Genomic DNA, 18,544 nt, shown 5'->3' on the forward strand with positions numbered 1-18,544 from the left:
TCTTAACTCCAGGTCATTTCCTATTCTTCTTGCTACCACTTCATTTTCGTTGATATCTCCCATCATAAGTACGTCTATATCTGAACTATAATCATTGGCTGTGGAGTTATTTATTGTATCAACTCCATAGCCTTTCTTAAAGATATAGGTATCTGCTCCATATCCTCCATTTAGGCTATCATTTCCAGCTCCTCCATCCAATACATCATTATTACTTGATCCACCAATGGAGTCTTCATTGTCAGTACCTTTCAAAAATTGACTTGCATTAACGATATTATAAAACGCTGCAGATGTATCCTTAGTTTTTTCTAAAAAGATGTTTAATGCAGTACTTGCCTTACTATCATTCTGGTAGTATTGCTTAAGCTTTCTAAATATAATTGCATAATTAGTACTATTAATATTATCTGAGAACATCTTCTCAAGCATAGCAGTATCACAAGTAAATGTACCACTAGCAACATCATATTTGTATTGTATTAAATCTAGGTATTCACCTAAATAAGTCTGAGAAAGGATGGTTTTAGTAAAGTTACTAATCAAATCTTCAAATATGTTGTTTAGTATGGGCGCTGATGCTGTATTGGGATTGGATCCGTCAACTCCTAGGAACTTTTGTCCTGTAAACATTTCTATGGTTACTAATTTTCTAGCATCTATGTTGGAACCTCTACTGCTTGGGTCAACAGTATAAGAGCCTGTCCATCTATAAAGAATTTCAGTTATCAAGGTTTTATCTTCAGTGTACTGTATGTTATTTATATATTTTATAACTGAGGCTTTAAGATTTTCATCCAAAGTCATCGCCTTTCTAAGTGAATATACGTTTCCTGTAGCATTTATTTCTGGCAATAGTTGTACATCAGCATTTATATCAATTAATTCATTATCTTTTGAATTCATATAATCAGCATTAAATAACAATTGGCTTAACTCAATTGTTTTATTTTCGCTATTAGTAAAACTACCAATAACTTGTTTGGTAGCATTAGATACGCTCTGAGTACTTAGTACTCCACTAGCAAGATTTATTGATGTTATACCTGCTTCCTCTAAAGTTTTTAATTCTCCTTGTTCAACTTGTCCATCTGAATTTGAATCTTGCCATATTCGTAGTTCTTTATAAACTGAATCATTTATATCAATTTTATTATCCTTATTGGCGTCTATGTCCTTTATGGCTTCTAATCCATCTTTAGCTGTGATTCCACTTGATAATAAGGTTCTGTCTCCGAATAATTCCCTCCCACTATCTATAAGACCGTTGCCATTAAGGTCTCTTGCTAAAAATCCATCATTAGGTCCAATCCATTGAGTTTTTTCTGCTAAGCCTGTGTCATCCAGATTGAAGTTAACTCCTTTTTCAACTGTACTTACACTTATCCCATCTCCATTTAGGTCTAAAACAACCGGGTCATATCTTCTTGCCACAGAAGCATTTTTTAATTGGTCAGTTATTTTCTTTCTAAAGTCTTCTAAAGCACTATCTGATAAAGGAGAATTTTTCTCTCCTGCTATTGCATCATAAGAATTTGAAAAAACTCTAGAAATATAGTCGCTATCTTGACTTATGGAAGCATCATCTTTATAAAATTCTTTAAGATATTTATCAAAGTACTCTTTATAAACAGTATCTCCTGTCTTCCTGTTAAGGTATAAGAAAAATGCTACAGTAACAGTGGCTAATCTCCTTTTTTCGACATCTCCTAGATCATCATTTTTAATACTGTTTAAAACACTTGATAATGAAGATTCAGATTTATCCTTATATATAGATACCAATGGCTGAAATATTTCTAATTCCTTTGGATCAATAAATTCACTTGCCGCACTCATATTACTGCCTATATAATCAATTACATTGATCCCTGCTGGTGAACATAAAATATCTGTAAAGGATTCTACATCTTCTACCTGCCACAGAACATCCATAAGTTGTCCATTATGCCTTCCAAAAATAGCTTTTGCAGCTTCTAATATTTTATCTGCTGCATAAAACTCTCCTTGTATATATAATTTAAGTGGCAGTGGAATTGGCATATCACCTGCAATATCAGCAAGATCACTAAATTTAAATTGTTGTATTCCATCAACATCCGCATAATTATCAATTTTTTCGATTAAATCAAAAACCTTATCAACTTTATCTAATCCTCCAGATAGTTTTTCTATCCATTCTTTTACTGGGGCAACTACTGCTATGGTATTCTTTAGCTTATTATACTGAGCTGAATCAACATTTTCGAAGTACTCATTTACTTTGGTAACTACATTGCCTAGTCCAAACTTCTTTGTCTCAACCCCAAAATCTATTTCTACTAAATCAAACAGTATTGTAGAAATCTTATCCTTTACTTCTATTGCATCTGATACACCTGCTAAAGCATAACCTAATGTATTTCCATACCCGTCAGATATTTTTACAACTCCATTGAAGAATTCAATATTAAATTCTCCATTTTTAAGCTTGGTTTGAAATTCAGTATCTTCTTTAATTTCTTCCCAGCTTTCTAATTTAAGTTCATCAAAATTAGTTTTTACAAAGTCGCTTACTGATATTTTTCCATCCTGCACAGCCTGCAGTTTACCCATTATAGAATCAATATTTTCCCATCCCATAGTTATCCTCCCTTAAAAAATAAAACTAATAGACTGTTATCTATTAGTTTTATTTTATCCTTATTTTTACTTTTGTGTCAAACATGTATTTTAATGTAATATTATGTTTGAATTTATAATTAAACCAACGGTTTTTACCCACTAAATGTTTCATCTATGGCCTTTTTAAATGGATCAAGGAAATACTCAATAATTCTTCTTTTTCCAACATTTATATCTACTTGTGCATTCATTCCTGGGAAAAGTTTAAACTCTTTACCTTCACTTTTTATACTTTGCTCCTTTAAAGTTATATTAATTTTATATACATTTCCAAGTGACTTATCTTCGTATGAGTTACTGCTTATCTGCGAAATTTCACCATTTACAACCCCAAAGCTTTGATAAGGATATGGTTCCATTTTTAATATTACTTGCTGCCCTACTCTTACCTTTCCTATATCCTTATTTTGCACAAAAGCTTCTATTATCATTTTTGTGTTTTCCGGAACAACGGTAGCTATAGGTTTGTCCGGCATTATTGATGACCCAACAGTATTATAATTTAGAGTACTAATATACCCATCAACTGGAGCTAGAATTTGGCTGTTTGTTTTTTGATTTTCAAGCACCTTCAATTGATACTCTAGTTCTTTAATTTGTTTTTCCTTACTTATTACCTCACTTAAAGTTTGATCTTTTCTTTGCTTATTTGCAGTATCTACACTTTCCTTGGCATCTTTTAAGCTATCTTTCAAGCCTTCAATTTTTTTAAACTGATTATTATATTCATTTTGTGCATATATTAAGTCAAGTTTTGCATCAGGGTTGTTTTGCACAGAATCAACCTTAGCTTTTAATTCTGCTAATTTACTTTGCTCATCGCTTATCTGTTTATTAATTTTTTCTATTTGTTTATTTCCATTCTGAATATCTCTTTCAGATAGACTTTTCTTGTTATTTTTATAATCATCATAATATTTCTTTATTTCATCACTTGCCTTGCTTAAATCAATACCATCATCAAGCCACTTTCCATCTAAATCATTTTTTATTATAGACAACTCAATTCTGTCGTTAACTAAATCATTTTCAAGTTTAGATATTTGTATTGAATTATCGGTAGAATCTAAATTAACAATTATATCTCCCTGTTTAACCTTTTGGCCCTCATTTACATTTATTTTAGAGATTTTACCTATAGCTGTAGATTGTACTATTTTAACATTGCCTTCTGGTATAACTTTACCACCAGCTTCAACAATCTTGTCTACTTTTACATAATATGTCCACAAAAAAATTATAGTAAAAATAATCCCAACAATAATTATAAAAAAGGAGCCTAAAGGTGACGGAGGAGTTTCAATGATTTCAATTACATCTGGCATAAATTCATAATCAAGATTTTTTCTATTTTTAAATATTTTCTTCATAGAAAATCACCTCCTATTTTGTTGGTTATATAAATGACTGTAAATGCCTTGTTTACTTATTAATTCATCATGGGTCCCAAATTCAGTTAGTATACCTTTATCTATACACATGATTCTGTCTGCATCCTGTAGGGTTGATAATCTATGAGCTATTATTATAACTGTTCTATTTTTACAGATTTCTTTAAGGTTGTCTTGGATAATCCTCTCTGATTCATAATCAAGTGCTGAAGTAGCTTCATCAAAAATCAAAATTTTAGGGTTAGTCAAAAGAGCTCTAGCTATTGCTACTCTTTGTCTTTGTCCGCCTGATAACCCTATACCATTTTCTCCAATACTTGTGTCATACCCATGTGGCAGCTTACATATAAACTCATGAGCACCAGCTATTTTGGATACAGAGACTACTTGCTCCATTGTAGCATTGGTCATATTTATACATATGTTTTCCCTTATTGTTCCACTAAACAGAAAATTTTCTTGTAAGACTGTTCCAATTTGTTGCCTTAACCAAGTTTGATCAATCATGTTTATATCTATATCATCAATAAGTATCCTTCCAGATTCAGCTATATATAATCTTTGAATCAATTTGGATACTGTACTTTTTCCAGATCCACTTCTACCTACAATACCTACAATCTCTCCAGCATTGATCGTAAAATCTATATTTTTTAAAACTGGTGCTTGTTCCATATTATATCTAAAAATAACATCCTCAAATCTTATATTACCATTCAATGTTTTTAGTCTTATCTTTTTACTCTTTATCGAGTCTTCAGTTGGAGTATTAAAAATATCTCCAATCTTTTTTAAGGATATTCCAGTTTGTTGAAAGTCCTGCCACATCTGAACTAGCCTAAGCACTGGATCGCTTACCCTTGATGATAACATTCTAAATGCAACTAATTGCCCTACGCTTATGTGATTTTCCATAGCCAGTCCAGCTCCCACCCACAAAACAACAATGTCAGAAACTTTTTGTATAAACTGTGCTATATTACTTGCATAACTTCCAAGCAATATAGTTTTAAAGCTGGCCTTAGTGTATCTAGATAAATACTCTTCCCACCTCTTTTGAAACTCATTTTCTAAGGCAAAAGCCTTAAGTGTTTGAGATGCATTTATCGATTCAACCAAAAATGATTGTTCCTCAGCTCCTCTATGAAATCTTTCATCTATCCTTTTTTTCAACACAGGCGTAACTACTATTGATAACACAATAAAGAAAGGTAGAGTAATTAGTACTATTAAACTCAATTTCTTACTATAAAAGAACATCAATATGAAGTATACAAATATAAACATAATATCTAATACTGATGTCAAAGGGGCACCTGTTAAAAATCTTCTAATATTATCTACTTCTCTTACTCTTGCAACTGTATCTCCTACTCTTCTTGTTTCAAAATACTTTAACGGCAGCCTAAACAAGTGGTTTACTAGCCTAGCGCCTAAAATCACATCAATTCTACTGGTTGTATGTGTAAAAACATAGGTTCTAGACATATTAAGTACTATATCTAATACGGTTACAATGACTAGTGCACCACACAATACATTTAGAGTAGATAATGTTCTATGCACCAATACCTTATCAATTATAACCTGCATAATCATTGGAAATGCAATTGAGAGTAATTGAATTAATAAAGATGCGAAAATAACCTCAAGTAGAGCCTTCTTGAATTTTAATATACTGGGTAAAAACCACTTTATATTAAACACTTCTTCCTTCAACACGTTATTGTTCTTTTTTAATAATATAATTTCTCCATTCCAAATTGATTTTACAGTCTCTAATGTCAGTTTCTCTATTGTTAGAGATTTAGTATTTAATATCATAATTGTATCATCAACAATTTTTAGCAGGACGTGATAAGAATTCTCCAACTTTAGAATAGCTGGTGTAACAGCTTTCTGCAGTTTATCTATTGAATACTTCTTTTTCTTTGCTTTTATATCATTATCTTTAAAAGCCTTCAATATTTTTACATCATCAAATTGTTCCAGTGGTTTTATATACCTTTGAATAAGATCATTTTTTGACTTTTCAATCCCTAAAAACGAAAAAATTATCATAACACTCTCTAAGCCTGTATCAACAAACCTATTGATCTCTATTTCCTTTTCCTCTATCCCCATCTCGTTCTCTCTTTCGTCTATTTTTTCTAGAATTAATTAAAATTCGTTATATATATAGTCATTACAACTTTTTATAAATCATAATACCAAATAACTGCCTATATATCGACATATTATCATAATATTTACAGAACAGTCAAACCTTTAATTATAAAGTTAGACCTTATTGTAACCCTCACTTATTTGTATAATTTTGATATTTAGCAATAATCGGCTTTTTAGATGTTTCATTTGTAACATATTCATAGCTAGAGTATACTATATGTAAAATATACTTTGAAATCATAGTGACTAGACATTACAAAAGAGAGGATAATGTTCATGGCGAATAAATATAATGATGCACAAAATCAACTTACGAAAGAAAGTATTTTTACTGCACTTATGGTTTTAATGGAACAAAAGAATTTTAAAGATATTTCAATCACTGAGATAACCACAAAAGCTGGTGTGTCAAGGATGGCATTTTATAGAAATTATAATTTTAAAGAAGATATAATTGCTACTTACATTGATGAACTTCTGATGAATTACTCTAATGAAATATTGAATAGAGGAAAAGAAGATCTTTATGAAAATATGCGAATGTATTTTTCTTACTTCAGAGAACATGAAAAATTAATCTCTAATCTTATCCGATCTGATTTGATTAACATGCTTCTAGAAAAGTGTATTGAGTTCCTTCATGCATTATCCAATTCTGTTGATTGCAATAAGGACTATCCAGAAGAGAAGCAGAAGTTTTGGATTGAATATATGGCAGGTGGTTTATTTAATGTGTTAATTAGATGGACCAAAGATGGAATGAAGCAAAGTGATGAAACCATGGCTAAGATCGTGACTGAATTTATAAATGATTAATTAAAAAAACATCAAAATAGTCTGTATGGAACTTAACAGCTCTCTACAGACTATTTATCATACTACTTCAAAAATATTTTATTGTTCACTATATAATTTCAATGTTCTTTTATAACCGAATTGGTATAATAAGGCTATTCCAAGTATTACTAGTACGAAATCATAAACTATAACACTATACCCTCTTGCACTATTGTCAATTATTAAATTGAATAAATATGTTATATTAAAATTAACTACAACATTTAGAGATAATGCTTGAAAAATCACTCCAGTTAATACCACATAAAATGCAGGGAATAAATAAGCCATTACTCTGCTGTCGGTGGCAGTAGTAATCCCTAACATAAAAATCGAAAATGCCACCGCAGATATAGTTAGTACTAATAGAATTATTAATATATACAGTAGTTTTGAGGAGTCATAGATACCTTCAAAAGCTCCATTATACATTCCTTTTTCAGAAGTTTGCTTTAGCCCATAGACAATTATAAAATACAACATCACAATTCCATGACTAAATGCAAAAACTAAAAAAGTCATCAGGCTGTTTATAGCCACTTTTGCTTTAAAATAAGTTTTTATATCTATTATTTTTAATAACTTCTCAAGAAATCCACTTCTTTTGTCCTTAATTATAGAAGTAGAATAAATTAATGCTGTTACTACAGGTGCAATATATCCTACATATGAAACCATTGATGCATTTATATAGAACTGTACTCCATCTAAATTTGGATTTAAATAAGGAAAGCGAATTCCTTTATATGGTATAACAAATTCTTTTAAATAAGGTATTACTAAAAGTGCCATGATTATTAGTGCAGAAATAATAGTTCTCCATGAAAATAATGTTCTTTTTAGCTCAAGCTTAAAATAAGTATTCAACACAGTTCCTCCTTTAATATTTATCAGCAGTAGCCCCAAGGGTAGCTGCCTTTATATAATTCTGATTTTTTAACTTCTTTAAGGAATCTGTGTCTCCACTTACAACTACTCCTATTATCTTTAGATTTTCTTTTTTGATCTCACCTTTACCCTCACTCAACTTATTAAATAATTCTTTATATATTGAGCTTGAATTTTTATCCTTACTGACTATAGTGATTGTATTAATAAAATCTCCTTCAGGGTTATCGATCTTATTTCCTTGTCCATCCAAGGCCTTTATACCGTACACATTATTTTCTTCAAATACTGAATTAATTTCAACACTTTTACCTTTTTCAATAGGAACGTCTTTAGTCAAATCCTTCTCATTATAAGTATCTACCCAATACCAATTTAAAGTAACCTCATTAGGAAACATTTCTTTTACTTTATCTAACGTATACGCTTTATCAAAAGATATTGCCAGCTCAACTAACTTATTACTGCCAACTTTATCAATAGCCACTAAATCATTTGGATATTTATCGTACTTTACTGAAGGATGATAAAACCTCATAACACGCTTTCCATCCTTATTGTAATTTATAGTTTCATCTAAATCTTGTTGTGTTTTATAGTTACTAGCATACAAGTGATTGCTTATATCACCATAAACTCCATTAATTAACGGAACATATTTATAATCTTTTTTATAATTTCCATCAACTACAGGCTTATTGCCTAAAAATCTATATCTTACATAATCTATTTCACCTGTCATAATTTTATCGTCAAACTGTACGTTTCCCATAAAAGCATTTGGTAAACCTATTGTATACCAATTTCTTAAATTCCTCTCTTTTTGGTTCGCTATTTTATTTAACATACTTGCGTTAGTAACTAAAAGTGTAAAGCTTAAAATAATTACTATCATTAGACTCAATATCACTGTTCTTAATATAGAAAAAACTTTAGCCTTCTTTATTGTTTTACCAAAATCAGTTGTTTCTTTAGTATTAAACAACTCATTTAACTTTTCATCATCACTTTTCAAATCTATCCCTCCAAACCTTCTTGAACTGTTCTCTAGCTCTAGACAAATAAGTTTTAACAGTATTCTCATTTATGTCCAAGAGCTCTGCTATCTCTTTATAAGATAAACCCATTTCGTACTTAAACACCAATAGATTCTTATGAATATCACTAATAGAATTCAAAACTTTAAGAATCTCTTCCTTTTGTTCTAAATCTAATATAAAATCCTCAACAAGTTTGCTGTCATGTAAAGTTTCTTTAAAAATATCTTCATCTATGCTCATGTGAATATGCCTATTGTTCTTTCTGCACAAATCATAATATTTATTAATTGCAACCTTGAAAAGCCACGAGGACATCTTATCAGCTTGTATTCCATCAATGTACTTTAGTGCTTTATAGAAGGTATCTTGCACTATATCTTCAGCATTATCTTGGCTGCAGCCAAGCTTTATCAGATACTTATGAATGAGCCTCATTTTTTGCTCAAACATTTCGTTAATTAATCCATAGCTCATTCTGTCCTCCCTCTATAAAGTAAATAGGTTTTACTAGACAACAGGATTACTACAGATATAGTTCTCATCCATATAGTCTTCGTTAAACATATCAATAATTTTATCTCTTTTGTATTGAAGCGCTTCGTAAAATAATGTCCGAATTTAAGCTCTATTAAATAATATCATAAGTTTAATATTTTAAAGCTTAGTATTCATAAGAGTGCTAAATTCGTTCATCTATTATTAAGACGTTTTAAGAATCCATATGTATACAATAATTTTACATAAAAAAATGGGACAATGAAAAAATAAAAATTTATTTTTCATTATCCCTACAATAACTAGTATAGCTTTTCCTATTTCCTGGAAAATATTTCAATTCACTTTGTAATATAGAGTTTTGTTAGAAGTAGTACATCTTTAGATATACCAGTTCGATTCTTTAAAAACTATATCAATAATCTATTTAACTATTATAATCAACTAATTTAATATAGATAAACTACTTCATATTAGAACTTATCCAAATAAAGCTTCGTAGAACCATCGAAAGCTTTATTTGGAGTTTAAGGACTGAAGTAGTTTATCTATAGATACATTTCACTCGGAACTGCTACGTTTTTATATCAATTCCTTCAATTCTTTCGCAGCTAAAGCTATATCATCCTTACCTAAAATATCCGATATTATAGCCACTCCTTCAATGTTTGCAGGTTTTAGAAGAGCTACATTTTTTGATGAAATACCTCCAATAGCTACTACTGGAATAGAAATACTTTCTTTAATTGCTTTAAGTAGTTCTATAGACACTGACTTTGCATCATCCTTTGAAATTGTTGGAAATATAGCTCCAACACCTATGTAATCTGCGCCGTCTTTTTCTGCTTTTTTAGCTTCTTCAATTGTTGAAGTAGATACACCGACGATCTTATCCTGTCCAACTATTTTTCTCACTATTTCACAAGGCATATCACTTTGTCCTACATGAATTCCTTCAGCATCAACCGCTAGTGCAATATCTATTCTATCATTTATTATAAGAGGCACCCCGTAGCTACTAGTAACTTCTTTTACCTTCAAGGCAACCTTATAGAAATCAGAAGTAGTTATATCTTTTTCTCTAAGCTGGACTACAGTCGCTCCACCCTTTATTGCGTCTTCCACGGCAACAGCTATATCTCTTCCTTTTAATATTCCTCTATCTGTAACAAGATAAAGTTTGTAATCTATATTACTCTTCATTTATTCTGCCTCTTTCAATTATTACATTCTCATTTAGATTGTAAATTCCATCTATTATTCTTGATTTTAATGTACCTGTACCTTCATTGTTTTTATCAAGGTTTTCATACGCAACTTCTCCAGCAATACTCATGGAAGTAATACCTGCAAGTGCTGCTATAAGTGCACTGTCTGCTGCTCCTAAGTATGAACCAATTAATGATGTACACATACAACCTGTACCTGTAATTTTAGCCATAATCTTATGTCCATTATGAGCCGTATATAATGTTTCTCCATCTGTTATAATATCCACTGCACCAGTTATAGCAACTACTGTGTTTAACTTCTTTGCAAAGTTTTTTGCTACTTCTTTTGCCATAGTGAACTCATCAGCATTTTCATCTATAGTTTCACCTGAGTCTACCCCTTTAGTTTGAGTTTCTATTCCATATAAAGTCTTTATCTCTGAAAGGTTACCTCTTACAACTGATAACTTAACTTCATCTAATATTCTCTTTGCTATCTCTGTCCTATATGCTGTTGCACCTGCACCAACTGGATCTAAAACTACAGGAATATTTAACTCGTTAGCTCTTTTTCCACCTTCAAGCATTGCTTCAACAGTTCTGCTATTTAAAGTTCCTATATTTATAACAAAAGCGGAAGCTAGTGATACCATGTCACGTACTTCATTTATATCATCAGCCATTACTGGTGATCCACCTATTGCTAACGTTATATTTGCGCAATCATTTACAGTTACATAGTTTGTTATATGATGTACTAAAGGAGTTTTCTCCCTTACACTGTTTAATGCTTCTGAAACCTTCTTATTTATTTCCATTTGTTAATCTACCTCCAGATTTATCTTAGTTTAATAAAATACAAATAGTTCACATTTAAAATATAAATTTTCAAAGAATCAAAGATTCGCTAAAGCGATCTTCTTTAGTGGATTTTTTGCGCATCTGCCTTTTCTGAACATATGTGAAGAAATTCTGGCAGGCGACATATTCTTGTTTTTTTATTCTTTAACTTACACTATGTCTTAAATCTGTTCGCATAATTATACTCAGATATAATTGATGCATAAAATCCTAAAGAATAAAAAAGCACAAATCCATAGGATTTGTGCTTAAATTAACATTTCAAATAAACAACTTCCTACGCTGGCATTACCCAGTTCAGGTTTTAGGGTCAAAGAATTGTGGTTCTTAATCTCAGTTGGCCTATATCCAACACCCCTGTGTTAAAACATACTACCTCAGCAAAAAAATATATTCTTAAAAACTTTCTATATAATATCATCAAAAAGTAAAATATTTATTCTATGTAGCAGTATATTCAAATATTCTTTTTTACAATTTCATGATATCATTATCTTCTCTTATAGTAAATAGTAAAATAGCCTAGCTCCATAAAATTATAATTACTAGAGTTAGGCTTTTAGATTTATTTAGTTGTTTTCTTTTCAGCTGCTTCTGCACTTGCTTTAGTCAAATGTACTGTTCCTTTCGGATGTTGAGGAGGTGCATAAATGGAATATAATTTAAGAGGTACGTTTCCTGTATTAATTACATTGTGCCATGTGCCAGCAGGTATCATTATTGCAAATTCATCTGCCACATTTGCTTGAAAATCCATCTTCTCTTTAGTTTTTCCCATTCTAACAATCCCTTGTCCTTGTTCAATTCTTAAAAACTGATCGACACTAGGGTGAATTTCAAGCCCTATACTATCGCCAACATTAATGCTCATTAAAGTAACTTGAAGATGTCTTCCTGTCCATAGAGCAGTACGGAAAGTATTATTTTGCTTTGTAGCTTCATTGATATTTACAGTATAAGGTTGTGGGCCATAGTCTTTTAGTACAACCTGGCTTCCACCTCCAATTGTTGTTGGTTGTGGTGTGTCAGCTCTAAAACCATATACTTCTTCATCAGCGAAAGGAGCATAATATGACTCAAACTCTCTATTTTGCTGATTGTGATATGGATTATGGTATTGATTTTGATATTGGTTATAATGTTGATGGTGATACATTGGTGTATTATATAGATAATTATTAGGATAGTTGTAATAACCATAGTACATATTGTATGGATTATACATTGGTATGTTATTATAGTAAGGATTTGGATAGGTCCAATAGTTATTATACATGTTATTCCTTCTTTTTATAATTTCACACAATTATATTATGTTATAATTCTGCAGATGTGCTTGTATACGTCATAAACATCACATGTCTTATCAATCTAGCTTATTCTAGACTTTTTCTGTAATTAAACTTTTATCCTATATAATAAAAATAAGAAGAACCCAAAAGCTATTGGACTCTTCTTATTTTATAAGTTATTTCTATAATCAATCTATTTTATTGCTTAAAATTCCTATTCTCTTTTTAAAAACCATAGTTGTCTTCAAGTAAATCCTTAAGACCATCAATTTCTTCTTTACTTTCTTCACCATCTGTATCTAAATCAATAATAACACTTCTTTTCTTATTTCTAGATAATTTTCTTTTGTTCTTGTCTTCTAAAGCCATCTTGATTAATTTTATAGATTCTGTAGGAGTTTCACAACCTCCAAGTACTACTATATTATTTTTGTTATTGTATGTTATATAGGTACTTCTATAAACTTCAAATAACTTAGAAACTTCATATGGATCATATCCATCAATTTTTAGGTTGATTCCTAGGTAATCACAGTCATATGTATCTGGTTGAACAAACACGCTATTTTGTATAGCTAAATCAACAGCAGTTTTAGCATCCTTCAAACCATCATATAGTTTTAATACTAAACCTGATCCCTCTGCAGTATTTATTCTAAAGGAATCTTTGTTATCTATGCTTCCATCAGCATGAATTCCTATTATGTTGTATGCTAGGTCTAAACTTTCAATAACTTCATTATTAATTTCTTTGTAGGTATTTCTCTTATTATTATCTACAAATTTAACATCATTAATTGAGTCCATTATACTATTTATATCATTCCAACATTCTAAAGTATTCTTAAATGCTAGCTCATCTTCCTTTAAACTAGGTAAAATAGCAACTACATTCACCTTAGCATTTGGTAGCACTTTCTTTACTATTTGAATAAAGGTTTTTATTGCCCCAGAACCTGTTCCACCAGCCATTGTTGTAAATACAACAACTACTTCCGTTAAAGGATATTTGCTTAGTAATGTTCCTATTGGATTAATATTATCCTTTATCATTTCTTTAGATTTATTTCTATCTCTTCCTGAGCCATCTGTTCCTGGATATACATATACATTCTTAGACATATCCGCATTTTTTAATGGTTTGACATCAAACAAGCTGCTATTTAAAAACAATCCATTATATCTAGAATTTCTACTTAACAATCCATCTACTATATTTCCAGCCCCTTGTCCTAATGACACTAATAACATTTTTCCTTTTTCCATAATAACTCTCCTTACCATGTTCTATACATATATTATCGGAGAAAATTGTTCCAACATTAGATATTTAATGTTTTTTTAAAAATAATTAAACATTTTGCTTAAGCTTACCTATTATTTGCTCGAAAAATAAATAGGGGGATTGATTACTATGGATAATAAAGCTAAATATATAGATGCGCAAAAATTTGATTATAAAATTCAAAACAAGAAAAGAGGCGAAATATTATACTATTCTATTGACCAGGTTGCTGATTTATTGAACGAAGATATTGGTAACATTAAATATTATACAAATATATTTGATGATATTTTAAAAATAGAAATAGTTCACAAAGAATTACGCTATACAAATAATGATGTTGACAAATTAGAGCTTCTTATAAAATTAAAAAACAGAGGTATGACGCTTAAAGAAATCGAAGATTATTATAGTAAATTACCTTTAGATGATACCGAAGTTAGATATTCAGAAAGCAATCTAATATCAGTTGAGGATCTCGTTGATTCAATTAAACGAGAACAGCAAATTCAACTTGATAATTTTAAGACTGAATTCATTAAAGATATACAAAATACCAACTCACTAATTCTTCAAAATATTACTTCATCAATCATTGATGCTCAAACTAAAAGTCTTAATGAATTTAAACAAAACCTCCAAACGGAGATTGAAGAATATCTTGATTCAAAGTTCGAGAAATTTAGTGAGGTTAACAGAGAGTTACAAAACAATCTTCTTACAAATATTTCAGATGTTATTTCTGAAAAGATTCACCTTAAAAATAATGAGTTAAAACTTCATTTGCAAAGCAACTTTGATAAATTTTCTAAATCCTCTTTGGATGGTAATGAGAGTTTAATAAAAGAAGTTAAGGATTTTAAAAGAGTAATGCAAGACGCATATTATACTCAATATGAAATAGAAATGACTGAAAATAACGAAACAGGTTTTTTAGGAAAATTACTTCAGTCAATTAAGGCTAAATGAAATTTCAAGAAGTAAATTAATGTTCACCCTATAGAATTAGCTCTTACTAATAGCTTTAGTAAGAGCTAATTTAATATATGTATTAAAAATATTATATTGCTATTCAATGTTTTCTATTTTTGTACTATAGAATTTATTAATTTATATAGTTCTTGCTTATTTTTAGGTATGCTCTCAGAAGAATTCATTTTCCCCGACTTACATAAGTTTTGATAAATTTCAAAAATCATAGGCTTTTCCAAATAACATTCATCTATTAATTTATCATCTGAAAAAATTTCAGCTGGTTTTCCTTCTTTAACTATTTGTCCATCCTTCATTACAAAAATATAATCCGACCAAGAATATGCAAGTTCCACATCATGAGTTGATAAAATAACTGTTATTCCTTTTTCATTTAATTCATCAAATATTTTTACAATCTGCTTTGAATGCTTAGGGTCAAGGCTTGAAGTAGGTTCATCAAAAACTATTATTTGTGGTTCCATTACAAGTATATCTGCAATGGATACTCTTTTCTTCTGTCCATAGCTTAAAAAATGTACAGCCTTATCCTTATAATCATACATTCCAACATTTTTTAGAGCCTTATCTACTCTATTCTTTACTTCTGCTTTATCCAATTTTAAATTCATAGCGCCAAAAGAAACCTCTTGATATACACTGGCTGAAAACAGTTGATTCTCAGGATCTTGAAATACAATTCCTACATTTTTTCTTAGTTCCATCAAGGAATTTCTATTATATTTAATCTCTTTTTTGTCGTATATTAGGTTTCCTTCCGTAGGCTTTAATACACCATTAAAATTCAAAAATAAAGTTGATTTACCTGATCCATTAACGCCAAGAAAGGATATTTTCTTGCCCTTCTCTATTTTTAAATTTATATTATTCAAAGCCTTAGTCCCATCAGGATATTTAAAACTTAAGTTTTTAGTTTCAAGTATGTATTCACTCACTCTACATTTCCTCCTATAATCTTAGTTGCACAACATATTCGCCATAAGCTATCAGTACCAGTGTTATTTCAGTAATAATTATTAATAGAATTCTTTTAGAGGAGCTTGGGTAACTTTCTTCAAGCAAATTAATATCACCATCATAACATCTTGATTCCATAGCTGTATAAATATCCTGCGAACGTTTATATGAGCTTATAAATAAGGAAGAGATTAATTTAGCTAATGAGTTATAACTAAGTTTAAGTGTTGAATATCCAAGTCTTGAATTTTGAGAAATATAGATCATATTTACTGTGTCTAACAATACAAAAATAAATCTATATATAAGCCCCATTAATTCGATAAATAATTTCGGTACTCTTAACTTTTTTAATACAGATAAAACCTCAAAAACTGGCGTACTTAATGTTAAAAAATATAAACACGAAACTGATGCCAATGATTTAAAGAATAGTCTAGTGGCTGTTTCAAGACTCTCTGTGGTACAACCTAATCTAATGTTTAATATGCTAAATCCAAATATTAAATTATCAGAGCTATGAACCATATTTATTGCTATAGTAATAATTCCAACTATCAAAAAAGCTAAAGGTAATGACATTAACTTAATATAAGTTCCAAATGGAATTTCCCCTTTAAAAACTGTTATTGCTGACATGAGCAGTAATACTGTTATTGAAACAATTGTATTGTTTAGCGCTATACATATAAACATTGTAAATATAGCAAAAATAAATTTTTCCGTAGGATTTACCTTTCTTAACTGAGATATATATGCTAATTTATCAATAGAAAACATATTTATTTTTCTACCTTTCTAGACTTTCCTTTTTGGTATCCAAAATAGTAGCATACCACCCCTGTACCTATTGCTGCTTGCAATGCAAAAAGTAAGCTTTCCACTTCCCCGCTTGGTGGTTCCCATATAGGTGAAAACCAAGGTTTATAATCTTTGTTTATATCAATTATGGCTTTTTCAGCTTGATCGTCAGAACCCGAAAATTCACCATTTTTAATAAATATAAGTGGTGCAACAGCTATTACTATAACTAATAAAGCTAATATTGAGTTTTTTATTAAAAGGCTCTTATTGTTTAACTTCATAACTATTGTTCCTCCCCTGATATTACTTTAAGATCTATTAATTCCTGTTTATTGTAGTTCTTTAATAAATTAAATATAATTACAGTTAATATTCCTTCACTTATGGCAAGAGGTATTTGAGTTACAGCAAAGATTCCTAAAAACTTAGCTGCTGAAACAAAAAAGCCACCCTCTTGATCCGGAAAAGCCAAAGAAAGTTGCATTGCTGTTATAACATATGTCATTAAATCTCCAAGCATAGCAGATAAAAATACAGATATGCTTTGTGTTACTTTAAATTTCTTTAATAACTTGTACAGAAAATATGAAACAAAAGGACCTGCGATAGCCATAGAGAAAGTATTAGCACCTAAGGTTGTAATTCCTCCATGAGCTAAAAGCAAAGCTTGAAATATTAGAACTATCACTCCTAAGGCACTCATCACAGTAGGTCCAAAGAGTATCGCTCCAAGTCCCACACCAGTAGGATGAGAACAACTACCTGTAACCGAAGGTATTTTTAAGGCTGATAATACAAAAGCAAACGCCCCCACCATAGCTATAAGCATTTTAGTTCTAGGATTTTCATTTACTTTTTCTTTTATTGTAAAAAACCCCACTACTACAAATGGAATTGCTAAAACTCCCCAAGCAATACACCACTTTGCTGGCAAGAAGCCCTCCATTATATGCATCGCATATACAGTTCTTGGGATACATAGTAACGCAATAAAAATTCCTAATGCAATTTGATATTTCTTTTTCATATAGACACTCCTATTTTTAGTTTTTTTACACATATACCTTCATAAACAAATTAGAGCAAAATCTGGCAGTACAACAAGTTTTTTTGACTTCCTACTTCATAGCCATAAAAAACTTCTAAATCCATTAAAAGGTTTAGCTAGTTTGAAAACCTTATAGATTCCTATAAAATAAAAAAGTCCTCTTAACAAAAATGTTAAAAGGACACAGAAACAAAACATACTTAATCATATAAAATAAGTAAGCAACTTTTCATTCTACCGCCCCTCTCTATCACTCGTAGAGTTATTGATGTATCACTTCATAATAAAACGTATATTTTTAAATTCTCTCAGCAGAACCCATGAAAGTTTTAAAAATTTGATTTCGGTTCGAAGTGGTACCTCTATAATTGGTGCAAAATATAGGCAGGTCTTCTGACTTAAGAATCATCATTTAAATACGCCTTCCCTGTTTCCAAGTGACATCTTGTATTTAAACTCCTCTAATACAGCTACGGGATAGTTCAGGATTCTTACCTGATTCCCTTTTAATTAATCCATTGGATTAAACCTATATTTTATTATTCGATTCAGACTTAAGTATACTCTCATATGCAATTAATGTAAACTTTAAATATCTATATACTTAAA

The 18,544-nt window shown here is 30.2% G+C and carries 15 protein-coding genes, 1 pseudogene and 2 riboswitches; of the genes and pseudogenes, 2 read left to right on the forward strand and 14 right to left on the reverse strand.

Features of this window, described 5'->3' with window-relative positions:
• The 3 genes and pseudogenes from JHL18_RS18975 to JHL18_RS18985 all read right to left on the reverse strand — a co-directional run.
• A pseudogene (locus JHL18_RS18975) lies at window positions 1-2,622 on the reverse strand (hypothetical protein); the annotation flags it as partial.
• Window positions 2,623-2,756: 134 nt separating this feature from the next.
• Entirely contained in the window at window positions 2,757-4,034 is a 1,278-nt protein-coding gene (locus JHL18_RS18980; RefSeq protein ID WP_200272146.1) for a beta-barrel domain-containing protein, read from the reverse strand.
• Between the two features lie 6 nt (window positions 4,035-4,040).
• Window positions 4,041-6,179, reverse strand: a complete 2,139-nt coding sequence (locus JHL18_RS18985; RefSeq protein ID WP_200272148.1) for a type I secretion system permease/ATPase — start codon at window positions 6,177-6,179, stop codon at window positions 4,041-4,043.
• A gap of 321 nt (window positions 6,180-6,500) precedes the next feature.
• On the opposite strand from JHL18_RS18985, the gene JHL18_RS18990 reads away from it, so the two are divergent.
• Window positions 6,501-7,040 (forward strand): TetR/AcrR family transcriptional regulator, encoded by a 540-nt coding sequence (locus tag JHL18_RS18990; protein ID WP_200272150.1) that lies wholly within the window; start codon window positions 6,501-6,503, stop codon window positions 7,038-7,040.
• Window positions 7,041-7,118: 78 nt separating this feature from the next.
• On the opposite strand, the gene JHL18_RS18995 is transcribed toward JHL18_RS18990, so the two are convergent.
• The 7 genes from JHL18_RS18995 to JHL18_RS19025 all read right to left on the reverse strand — a co-directional run bounded on the left by JHL18_RS18995 (window position 7,119) and on the right by JHL18_RS19025 (window position 14,114).
• Window positions 7,119-7,931, reverse strand: coding sequence for a hypothetical protein (locus JHL18_RS18995; RefSeq protein ID WP_420839233.1), 813 nt, complete (start codon window positions 7,929-7,931; stop codon window positions 7,119-7,121).
• A 10-nt stretch (window positions 7,932-7,941) separates the two neighbouring features.
• Window positions 7,942-8,964 carry an anti sigma factor C-terminal domain-containing protein gene (locus JHL18_RS19000; protein ID WP_243277988.1) on the reverse strand — a complete coding sequence of 341 codons (1,023 nt, stop codon included), beginning with the start codon at window positions 8,962-8,964 and terminating at the stop codon, window positions 7,942-7,944.
• Window positions 8,954-9,463 (reverse strand): RNA polymerase sigma factor, encoded by a 510-nt coding sequence (locus JHL18_RS19005; RefSeq protein WP_200272154.1) that lies wholly within the window; start codon window positions 9,461-9,463, stop codon window positions 8,954-8,956. Before JHL18_RS19005 ends, JHL18_RS19000 begins: the two co-directional genes overlap by 11 nt.
• Window positions 9,464-10,066: 603 nt before the next feature.
• The gene (thiE, locus tag JHL18_RS19010; protein WP_200272156.1) at window positions 10,067-10,687 is read right to left on the reverse strand and encodes a thiamine phosphate synthase; all 621 of its coding nucleotides are present in this window, start codon (window positions 10,685-10,687) and stop codon (window positions 10,067-10,069) included.
• The gene (gene thiM, locus JHL18_RS19015; protein ID WP_200272158.1) at window positions 10,677-11,513 is read right to left on the reverse strand and encodes a hydroxyethylthiazole kinase; all 837 of its coding nucleotides are present in this window, start codon (window positions 11,511-11,513) and stop codon (window positions 10,677-10,679) included. Before thiM ends, thiE begins: the two co-directional genes overlap by 11 nt.
• Window positions 11,514-11,812: 299 nt before the next feature.
• Window positions 11,813-11,925, reverse strand: a riboswitch (TPP riboswitch).
• Between the two features lie 196 nt (window positions 11,926-12,121).
• The gene (locus JHL18_RS19020; protein ID WP_200272160.1) at window positions 12,122-12,832 is read right to left on the reverse strand and encodes a cupin domain-containing protein; all 711 of its coding nucleotides are present in this window, start codon (window positions 12,830-12,832) and stop codon (window positions 12,122-12,124) included.
• Window positions 12,833-13,073: 241 nt separating this feature from the next.
• The gene (locus tag JHL18_RS19025) at window positions 13,074-14,114 is read right to left on the reverse strand and encodes an FtsZ/tubulin family protein (protein ID WP_200272162.1); all 1,041 of its coding nucleotides are present in this window, start codon (window positions 14,112-14,114) and stop codon (window positions 13,074-13,076) included.
• Between the two features lie 148 nt (window positions 14,115-14,262).
• On the opposite strand from JHL18_RS19025, the gene JHL18_RS19030 reads away from it, so the two are divergent.
• Window positions 14,263-15,102 (forward strand): helix-turn-helix domain-containing protein, encoded by an 840-nt coding sequence (locus tag JHL18_RS19030; protein ID WP_200272164.1) that lies wholly within the window; start codon window positions 14,263-14,265, stop codon window positions 15,100-15,102.
• Between the two features lie 113 nt (window positions 15,103-15,215).
• On the opposite strand, the gene JHL18_RS19035 is transcribed toward JHL18_RS19030, so the two are convergent.
• Genes JHL18_RS19035 through JHL18_RS19050 form a run of 4 tightly spaced genes read right to left on the reverse strand, consistent with a single transcriptional unit; the run spans window position 15,216 to window position 17,914 of the window.
• A complete protein-coding gene (locus tag JHL18_RS19035; protein ID WP_200272166.1) occupies window positions 15,216-16,061 on the reverse strand; it encodes an ATP-binding cassette domain-containing protein in 846 nt (281 codons plus the stop codon).
• Between the two features lie 13 nt (window positions 16,062-16,074).
• The gene (cbiQ, locus tag JHL18_RS19040) at window positions 16,075-16,863 is read right to left on the reverse strand and encodes a cobalt ECF transporter T component CbiQ (protein WP_200272168.1); all 789 of its coding nucleotides are present in this window, start codon (window positions 16,861-16,863) and stop codon (window positions 16,075-16,077) included.
• Between the two features lie 2 nt (window positions 16,864-16,865).
• Complete coding sequence (locus tag JHL18_RS19045; protein ID WP_200272169.1) at window positions 16,866-17,168, reverse strand: energy-coupling factor ABC transporter substrate-binding protein; 303 nt, start codon at window positions 17,166-17,168, stop codon at window positions 16,866-16,868.
• A 2-nt stretch (window positions 17,169-17,170) separates the two neighbouring features.
• Window positions 17,171-17,914 carry an energy-coupling factor ABC transporter permease gene (locus JHL18_RS19050; protein ID WP_200272171.1) on the reverse strand — a complete coding sequence of 248 codons (744 nt, stop codon included), beginning with the start codon at window positions 17,912-17,914 and terminating at the stop codon, window positions 17,171-17,173.
• A gap of 387 nt (window positions 17,915-18,301) precedes the next feature.
• Window positions 18,302-18,483, reverse strand: a riboswitch (cobalamin riboswitch).
• Window positions 18,484-18,544 lie beyond the last annotated feature (61 nt).

The organism is Clostridium yunnanense (assembly GCF_016595795.1).
Classification (GTDB): domain Bacteria; phylum Bacillota; class Clostridia; order Clostridiales; family Clostridiaceae; genus Clostridium_AR; species Clostridium_AR yunnanense.